The sequence below is a fragment of the Paenibacillus sp. 453mf genome, from assembly GCF_900116105.1.
Lineage (GTDB): Bacteria > Bacillota > Bacilli > Paenibacillales > Paenibacillaceae > Paenibacillus > Paenibacillus provencensis.
This window is the reverse complement of sequence record NZ_FPAC01000004.1, coordinates 263,390-272,251: the sequence shown is the minus strand read 5'-3', so window position 1 is coordinate 272,251 and position 8,862 is coordinate 263,390. Positions and strand designations below refer to the sequence as shown.

Sequence of the window (8,862 nt, the reverse complement as noted above, 5' to 3'; positions counted from 1 at the left end):
GTTTGGTGGCGATAGCGGAGGGGTTCCACACGTACCCATCCCGAACACGACCGTTAAGCCCTCCAGCGCCGATGGTACTTGGACCGCAGGGTCCTGGGAGAGTAGGACGCCGCCAAGCACACATAAGACACTATCGATTTTCATCGATAGTGTCTTTTTTTTGCCCGGATAAAAATGAATGTGATTTATTTAAATATTAGTACCAAGTACTAGTACCAAGTGATATAATAAGAGCACTAACTGTAAGGAAGGTGAACAGGATGTATCAGTCTAAAGCGAAAATCACGGCAATAGGAACTTATGTACCAGAGAAGATATTATCTAACGCAGATCTCGAAAAAATGGTCGATACGAATGATGAGTGGATTGTACAACGTACAGGCATGCGTGAAAGAAGAATAGCTGCAGAGAACGAGTTTGTTTCTAATTTGAGTTACAAAGCAGTTGCAGACATGATTAAGCGTTACTCTGTTGATATAACAGATGTAGATATGATTCTAGTTGCCACTAGTACAGCCGAGTATACTTTTCCAAACGTAGCTTCCCGAATTCAACACCATTTCAATATTAAACAAGCAGGTGCTATTGATCTGGGCTCAGCTTGCGCGGGATTTGTTTACGGATTGCAGTTGGCTGATGGTATGGTATCCAGTGGTATTCACAAGAAAGTGCTTGTTGTTGGTGCTGAGACTCTTTCCAAAATCACAGACTATACAGATCGCTCAACCTGCATCCTTTTTGGGGATGGGGCCGGAGTCGTGTTGATCGAAAGTGATGATGACCATCCTGGCTTTATAGCCTCGGTATCCGGCACCCATGGCAGTGGTGGGGGACATTTATATAGAAGAACGTTTGCTACAGAAATTGATGGTATGAATCTCGAGAAGGACCCATTTCTTGTTCAAAATGGTCGAGAGGTCTACAAATGGGCAGTACGTCATGTACCTGAGGCATCTAATCAGCTTATTAAGCAATCAGGGCTGCAGCCGGAAGATATTAATTGGTTTGTACCCCATAGCGCCAATTTGAGAATGATTGAGTCAATTTGTGTAAAAGGCCCGATCCCGATTGAGCGCACGTTAACTAGTGTGGAGTTTAGAGGCAATACCTCAGCTGCTTCTATTCCCTTAGCTATACAGCTCGGTCTTGATGAAGGACGTCTCAAATTTAATGATAAGATGTTATTGTTTGGATTTGGCGGAGGTCTAACCTATGCAGGAGTAATTATGCGCTGGACCGTACCGGATAGCAACTAAAAGAATAGGAATGAGGAGCTTGTCCTCATTCCTATTTTAGTCTTCAATAATCTATTTGCTTGCATATCAAGAGAGCGCTTCACTTATCTTTTGAAATGAACTCTCATTAGCGATAATAAATAGCTTAGCTTGATCTGGAATGATGGCATTAGGTCTTCTTATAATACTAGTGTCATCGTGGTCGGCAATTAATAAGGCACCCATTGCTTTTATATCCTCGAACGCGTCATTGTATGTTATCCATTCTTTCTTCTTGTTAATAACATATATTTTCTCGCCACTCTCCGTGCTGAGCAGGTTCATGAATAATTTAGAAGATCCTTTCTGAACGCTGGCATGCGCAATTAGATAAGAGATAGACTGCTGTGAAAGTATGAGCTCATCCACCTTAGCGTGTTTAAAGTTAATCCGGTGATTCTCCTTAAGGATCTCTGCTATGGTGTATATTTGACAATTCATTTTCTCACCGTAGCTTTCGATTGTTGTTGCGATGAGCAGTGTTTGTCCATCAGCATATTTGGCCGGGACACCTTGAGGAGAAAAGATAATAACGGCTTTCGATTTGGCTACGTTAGCACGATCAAGTGTCTCGTATTCCGTTGGCTCGCCTTGTATGTAATGGATTTGACTATGATCTATGGGGCTTGAAGGCAGGTCAGCTATAAGAACGATGTTATGGACGGTGTCGCTGTTTAGCATTTCCTTTATTGTATCCTTAATCTTATCATCGGACCAGCCGATAATGACGTAGTGATTCTCTCCTCTATAATCCATTTTGCCTTCCTCCTTCATCTTAATCCACTTTGTAAATCTCTCAGAAATTTTTGCAATAAGGGTCCCGATGAGAAAAAGCCCTGTAAAAATAACAATAGTACCAAATATCATTCCAGGTATTGTTTCAGGAAAATAATCCCCATATCCCACTGTAGTGGTTGTGACAACGACCCACCATAGACCCTTGGCAAAGTTAGTAAACTTCTCAGGCTCCAGGATATGAATGATGATCGGGCTAATTAAGAAGAAGGAAAGTGCAAAATAGACAAGAGATATATTACTCATTTTAAACATTTTTTCGAAAGCTTTGCGCCAGAATAACATGGGTCACCTCATTCTCTAACTGATGCAGCTGGTGTATGGCATCTATTTACGGTGAGAGTGAAACTACGTTTCACAATATTTCAATATCTTTACGGTGAGAATCAATTTCATAGTACCTTTAGCTGCTTATATCAAGGGTATATATAGATCAAAATGATTTTATTTGTCTATATAGTTTTAAATTTACCTATTTAATGATTTATGAAATGGATTCAGCGAATTATATTATATAGAATTTCTTGTCGCCCGGCTATCTAAATCCTCTCCGAGAAAAAAGATCAAAAGAGCAAAAAAAGCACACACCGACAGGATCGGCATATGCTCTTCATTTGAAATATGAGACTGTTAAGTGATACGGATAACTACTCAGTCAACATAGGGGCTTTACGGTGCTGTGTTCCCTGCTCGTAGCTATAAGCGAGCTTAATGAGCTTCCCTTCATCATAAGCTCTGCCAAGGAATTCAATACCGACAGGAAGTCCGTCCGTGGTGAATCCAGCTGGAACCGTGATGGCGGGGAATCCAGAAAAGGCACTAAGCCGGTTATTGCCTCCGACATTTTGAGGCTCACCTATTACTGCAGCAGATTGGGTAGTACTCGGGTACACAATGGCATCCAGGTTATTGTCTGCCATCACCTTTAGGAGAGCGTCTTTGGCCAGCTTGGTTCGCTTCAGCACGATATCTTTGTACTCCTCGGTTTCCAATGTTTCACGGGCATCACGGGACTTCATCGATTGCTCTTGGTCTAGATCATAATTGCCGGAAGCAATGATCTCAGACAAAGTGGAGTATGGAGCATCTTCACCGAGTCCTTCAAGGTAATCGTTAAGTTGAAATTTGAACTCATAGCTGCTGAGACTTGGATACTTAGCAAGCTCGGCCAAATTAGGGAGTTGGATCTCTATAGCCGTTGCACCAAGCCGCTCTATTTCATCAATCGCGTTGTAAATAATGGACGAAGTTTCTTGTTCTGCATCACTGCTGCTTCCAAAGAGCTCAGTAGCTACGCCAATACGAGCACCTTCAAGGGCGTCTGCATCCAAATTATCCGTATAGCTCTCCGGAATTTGTCCGACGCTTGCTGCTGTGACAACATCTTCGGGGTCATATCCTGCAATAGCATCCAGCATAATCGCAGCATCCTCAACGGTGCGTGCCATGGGTCCGCCTACATCCTGTGTGAGTGCTAAAGGAATGATTCCGTCACGGCTTGCCAGTCCAATCGTTGGACGGATACCTACAAGACTATTAAAGCTGGAAGGGATCCGGATAGAGCCTCCGGTATCTGTGCCTAAACCCGCAGCTGCAAAGTTAGCAGCGATCGCAGCACCCGTTCCTCCGCTTGAACCGCCGGGGTAGTGATCAAGTGCATATGGATTTAAGGTTTGTCCACCGAGCGAACTGGAGGTTGTAATGCCGAAGGCAAACTCATGCAGATTTGTTTTGCCCAAGATGATTGCCCCTGCTTCTTTCAATCTGGCGACTTGCTCTGCATCTTCATCTGGAACAGAGTCCTTGAGGCATAGGCAGCCTGCTGATGTCGGCATATCATTTGTATCGTAATTGTCCTTGACCAGAACCGGGATCCCGTGAAGATTACTGCGAGCTCCTGTCCTTGTACGTTCGGCATCGAGCTCTGCTGCGATATCAAGAGCATCGTTATTAATCGTGAGCACTGCATTTAGAGAAGGACCTTGATCATCATACTGTTCAATACGATCAAGATACATTTGCACAAGCTGGACGGAGGTTAATTTTCCTTGTTCCATCGCTTTTTGCATATCTGCGATTGTAGCTTCCTCTACTTCAAAAGGCTGTATGTATTCTAGAACACGATCATATATAAGATGGACATCTTTGACGGTAAGAGGAGTTTTGGGAAAGAAGGAGTCTTTGCTGTAGCCTGTCATAATTTCTGCTTGAGTTACGGCACTTATAGCATCAGCATAGGAGCTGTTCTGAGGAATATCTTTGTATGAAATGTCCGATGCAGGCAAAGAGAGCCAGTTCTGGATTGCTTGGGCTGCGGCTTGTCTGAGCATAACTGTTCCAGTGACCTTCTCCATGGTAAAGGGAACCCCAGCCGTTTCTGCGGCTAGCTTCATTTGGTCGTAGAAATACGCGGCGTCTGCCTGCTTATTAGAGGCAGTCTCTACAGAAGATGTAACACTTGGATTCGTTCCGTCTGCTGCTGACGCAGTATAGGCAGGAAGCAGGAAGGAGCTGGATAGGAGTGCGGCTGCAAGAAAGGCTTGCCCACCTTTTCTCCATCGATGTAACGGCTGGTTCAACTTCATTTAAACACTCTCCTTGTAAGATGATTTAGAGCTCAGAATCCATTTCATATAATTATTCATCAAGGAAATGATTCAGTTAAATCATATTTAATGTTATAAATTGTTACAAGGATGCATGACTTCCAATAAAGCGATTACATCCAATATTTACAGCATGATACTCATTATTTCAATTGATTATCTCCGTACCAAAAAAATGTGAAAAGAGTCTTAAGACTAATATCATAGATTCAATGTAAAATTATATGACATGACGTGTATAAATCGCGGGCTTCTTGGTTTGATTTTCACTTGTTACTCCCATCACCTCTAGTCTATTGACTGTCCTGAATGAAGAAGTTCTTCTTTCGCGGGCACTTTGAAGGAGTGTTATAATGGAGGATGTTATAGAAAGGAGAGTCACATGAAAGTACTTGTTCTAGCAGAGAAACCTTCAGTGGCACGTGAGATTGCACGTGTGATGGGAAGTAGAGAGAAGCATAAGAGCTATTTTGAAGGACCTAAATATGTAGTGACTTGGGCCTTGGGCCATCTGGTCGGGTTGGCTGAGCCTGAGGATTATGATCATAAATATGCAACCTGGAACCTTGCGGATCTGCCGATTCTGCCAAAGCAGACGAAGCTGAAGGTCCTCCGAGAAACCCAACATCAATATAAAGCGGTACAGCAGCTAATGAAGAGACAAGACATTAAGGAGCTCGTTATTGCAACAGATGCTGCCCGTGAGGGTGAGCTGCTTGCCCGCTGGATTATGCAGATGGCGCATTTCAAGAAGCCTTTTAAACGCCTATGGATTTCGTCTCAGACGGATAAAGCGATCAAAGAAGGATTTGCAAATTTAAAGCCCGGTCAGCAGTTCGATCGTTTGTATGAATCCGCACGCTGCCGCGCTGAAGCGGACTGGATGATCGGTCTAAATGTCACCCGTGCTCTTACGGTTAAATATAACGCTCAGTTGTCTGCAGGACGTGTTCAAACCCCGACGCTCGGCATGATTATGAACCGGGAAAAAGAAATTATGAACTTCCGTTCAGAAGAATACGAAACGTTGTCTGCTGATTTTGGCAGCTTCCAAGCGATGTGGCGAGCGCCTCAGGGAGAATCTCGTATTTTTGATAAAGCACGGACAGAGGAACTTAAACGTAAGCTTGAAGGACGATCCGGCAAAGTCGTTCAAGTGAAAAAAAGCGAGAAGGTTGAATCCCATCCGCTGGCATATGACTTGACCGAGCTGCAGAGAGATGCCAATAAGCGATATGGTTTCTCAGCCAAACAAACCTCTAATCTCCTGCAGAAATTGTATGAACAGCATAAGCTCGTCACTTATCCACGGACAGACAGCAGATACTTGCCTTCGGATATGGCAGAGACATTCAAGGAACGTCTTGAAAGTGTAGCGGTAGGCCCTTACAGTCCACTAGCAAGACCGCTGCTTCGTGCCAAGCTTCATATCACAAAGCGTGTGGTGGATGACAGTAAAGTGAGTGATCACCATGCCATTATCCCTACAGAGCAAACGGTTCTGCTCAATCAATTGTCTACGGAGGAGCGCAAGCTCTACGATCTGATCGTAAGACGATTCATAAGTCTGTTCTACCCAGCGGCTAGATATGATGCAGTGCAGGTCAAGATTGAGGCAGAGAATGAAGCCTTCATTGTGAAAGGAACGACGGTCAAAAATCACGGATGGCGTGAAGTATATGGTGCGGAAGGTTATAGCGATGAGGATGAAGACGCTTCTGATGATGCCTCGGATTCAAGAGGAAGTGGACAGGAGCTTCCTGAGCTTCGCGAAGGGGAAATGTTTAAGATACAGCGTTGTATTATTAAAGCTGCCCGTACCATGCCGCCAAAACGTTACAATGAAGCGGCTTTGCTTGCTCAGATGGAGAAGCATGGTCTGGGTACGCCTGCAACGAGAGCCGATATTATCGAGAAGCTTGTCAGCAGTGATACAATTGAACGTCAAGGCAATGTGATGCACCCAACGGGTAAAGGGAAGCAGCTGATTGAGCTTGCAGCACCACAGCTCCGCACACCAGAACTTACCGCCAAGTGGGAATCAGAGCTGGAACGCATCGCCAAAGGACAGGGCTCTCCGGAACCATTTTTAAATGGAATTCGGAAGATGGCCGATGAACTTGTTCGCAGTGTCAAGAATAGTACCACGGAATACAAGCCGCATAATGTATCTAACAGCCATTGTCCGGATTGTGGTACAAGACTGCTCGAGAAGAAATCCAAGCGAGGCAAGTTCCTCGTCTGTCCTTCTGAGGACTGCAGTTATAAGCGGTCGGCAGAGAAGCGTTTGTCCAACCGACGTTGCCCGCAGTGTCATAAGAAGATGGAGCTTAGAGAAGGCAAGGCAGGAATGTATGTGCAGTGTCTGCCATGTGGCATTACGGAGACGGTGGATAAGGACAAGCAGCGGGTTAATAAACGGGAGCAGCAGAAGCTCGTTAAGCAGTTTGAGAAGAAGGAGCCGATTGGCTCAAATCTTGGTGATCTGCTAAAGGCAGCCATGGAAAAGAAAGAAGACAAATAAGCAGCGTGTCGATGTAATGCGGTGCACTACGAAGTATCCGTATAATGCTCCTTGGAAGATGACAATCTATGTCGTAGGGGGGTGAGCGACACATGCCTTATCATAAACCGCTGAAAATTAAAAACCAGCAAAATAAGTCTAGTGTGCTAGAGGAAAGTAAATCACTTCGTCCGGCCAAGGCAGCCCACACTCCGCCAAGCTTAAACGGCATTCCTAAGCAGGAATCCTAAGCCGTAAGCTGCTATTTAGCAGCGATGAGCTGGCAGCATGAGAACCAGATTCTGTATTGAATCTGGTTCTTTTGTATGTTTCCAGTCGATATATGATGCCAGCATAGCTAACGCATAGAATGAAGTTGATTTAGATACAATACATTTAGCTATTACAGCTGAGCCCGTCCGAACTCATTGTCACTCTGTTTCTACTGAAGCTATAATGGAGTGGGGAATGAGATCCCTAAAGAAAGGGGAATTGCCAATGCGGACAGGCATTATTGTATGGTTTGTTTTTATAAATGTGGTAGCATATCTTGTGATGTCAGAGGATAAGAGAAGAGCACAGAGAAGACGAGACCGGGTTCCAGAAAAAACGTTGTTTTTACTTGCCGCCATCGGTGGTTCACTTGGCATTCTGATTGCAATGTACCGGAAGCGACACAAAACAAGGCATGCCAGCTTTACCATTGGAGTTCCTGTGCTGCTCTTCGTTAATGCTATACTATACGGCTATTTTTTGAGCTGAAGCCACCTTTGGGCTCAATTGATCTTGGTGATTCAAACAAATCCGTAATCGGTTAAATATAAAGTACATACAGAAAGGTGGCGTTCCTCATGACTTTTTCCAATATTCTACTTGCATATGACGGATCAGAGTTAGCGAACAAAGCGTTTGAGCGCGCAGTGGAGTTAGCCAAATTGTCTGATTATACACAACTGCATATTGTTCACGTATACGATTTTCCGCGGGTATTTATCGGCGAAGGTCTGGCGCCAATCCCTCCGTCTGTGAACAGCGATGTATATGAGGTCGCTGAAGAGACCGTAGACGAGATTAAGAGACGTCTTGTAAACGAGCAAATTGGTGCCAAGGTTGAGCTCATTCAAGGCTCTCCGGTGGATGTCATATTAGAGTATGTGAAACAGAATGAGACGGATCTCATTGTAATAGGGAGCAGAGGACTCAGCGGTATACGCGAATTCGTGCTGGGCAGTGTAAGTCATCGGGTCGTTCAGGAAGCAGACGTTCCTGTACTCGTCGTGAAATAAACAAGATGAAACAGAGATCATTTATTCAAAAAAACCAGTATCTTTCCTGTACTTCATGGAAGCTGCTGGTTTTATTTATGTTTAGTATTAATAAATATCCGAACAATAAATATGGTAAAGATTAAAATGTTCGTCTTTAAGTTGACATCAGGTGTAGGGGATTGTTAAACTGATAAAGGTAAAAAGAATAAACTCGAAAATCCAAGAAATCTATTTTCAAACCATATGATAAGTAGTTATGAAATTGAATCGGTAAAAATATAGAATTAACTCGTATAGTACCGGGGATATGGCCCGGAAGTTTCTACCCGGAAACCGTTAATTTCCGGACTACGAGGATATTAGAATTTAGAGCAGCGGGTCAGGTGCAGGCAAGATAGACGCTTTTTCAAGATGCT

7 protein-coding genes, 1 rRNA gene and 1 riboswitch are annotated in these 8,862 nt (G+C 44.0%); of the genes, 6 read left to right on the top strand and 2 right to left on the bottom strand.

What is annotated here, in order from left to right; all coding sequences use genetic code 11:
* The first annotated feature begins 1 nt into the window (after position 1).
* Both rrf and BM415_RS18680 read left to right on the top strand, forming a co-directional pair.
* Positions 2–118 (top strand): 5S ribosomal RNA (gene rrf, locus BM415_RS18685).
* Between the two features lie 142 nt (positions 119–260).
* On the top strand, positions 261–1,256 hold the full coding sequence (locus BM415_RS18680) for a ketoacyl-ACP synthase III (protein WP_091160598.1): 996 nt from the start codon (positions 261–263) through the stop codon (positions 1,254–1,256).
* Positions 1,257–1,322: 66 nt separating this feature from the next.
* Here BM415_RS18680 and BM415_RS18675 read toward each other — a convergent pair whose 3' ends face one another.
* Complete coding sequence (locus BM415_RS18675) at positions 1,323–2,315, bottom strand: ion channel (protein WP_211753679.1); 993 nt, start codon at positions 2,313–2,315, stop codon at positions 1,323–1,325.
* 401 nt (positions 2,316–2,716) lie between these two features.
* Positions 2,717–4,654 carry an amidase family protein gene (locus tag BM415_RS18670; protein ID WP_091160595.1) on the bottom strand — a complete coding sequence of 646 codons (1,938 nt, stop codon included), beginning with the start codon at positions 4,652–4,654 and terminating at the stop codon, positions 2,717–2,719.
* A gap of 403 nt (positions 4,655–5,057) precedes the next feature.
* Between BM415_RS18670 and BM415_RS18665 the strand changes: the two genes are divergently transcribed.
* The 4 genes from BM415_RS18665 to BM415_RS18655 all read left to right on the top strand — a co-directional run bounded on the left by BM415_RS18665 (position 5,058) and on the right by BM415_RS18655 (position 8,464).
* The gene (locus BM415_RS18665) at positions 5,058–7,199 is read left to right on the top strand and encodes a DNA topoisomerase III (RefSeq protein WP_091160593.1); all 2,142 of its coding nucleotides are present in this window, start codon (positions 5,058–5,060) and stop codon (positions 7,197–7,199) included.
* Between the two features lie 92 nt (positions 7,200–7,291).
* On the top strand, positions 7,292–7,429 hold the full coding sequence (locus BM415_RS25195; RefSeq protein ID WP_170862554.1) for a hypothetical protein: 138 nt from the start codon (positions 7,292–7,294) through the stop codon (positions 7,427–7,429).
* 247 nt (positions 7,430–7,676) lie between these two features.
* A complete protein-coding gene (locus BM415_RS18660; RefSeq protein ID WP_091160592.1) occupies positions 7,677–7,940 on the top strand; it encodes a DUF1294 domain-containing protein in 264 nt (87 codons plus the stop codon).
* An 89-nt stretch (positions 7,941–8,029) separates the two neighbouring features.
* Positions 8,030–8,464 (top strand): universal stress protein, encoded by a 435-nt coding sequence (locus BM415_RS18655; RefSeq protein WP_091160590.1) that lies wholly within the window; start codon positions 8,030–8,032, stop codon positions 8,462–8,464.
* Positions 8,465–8,715: 251 nt separating this feature from the next.
* Positions 8,716–8,817, top strand: a riboswitch (purine riboswitch).
* Positions 8,818–8,862: the final 45 nt, after the last annotated feature.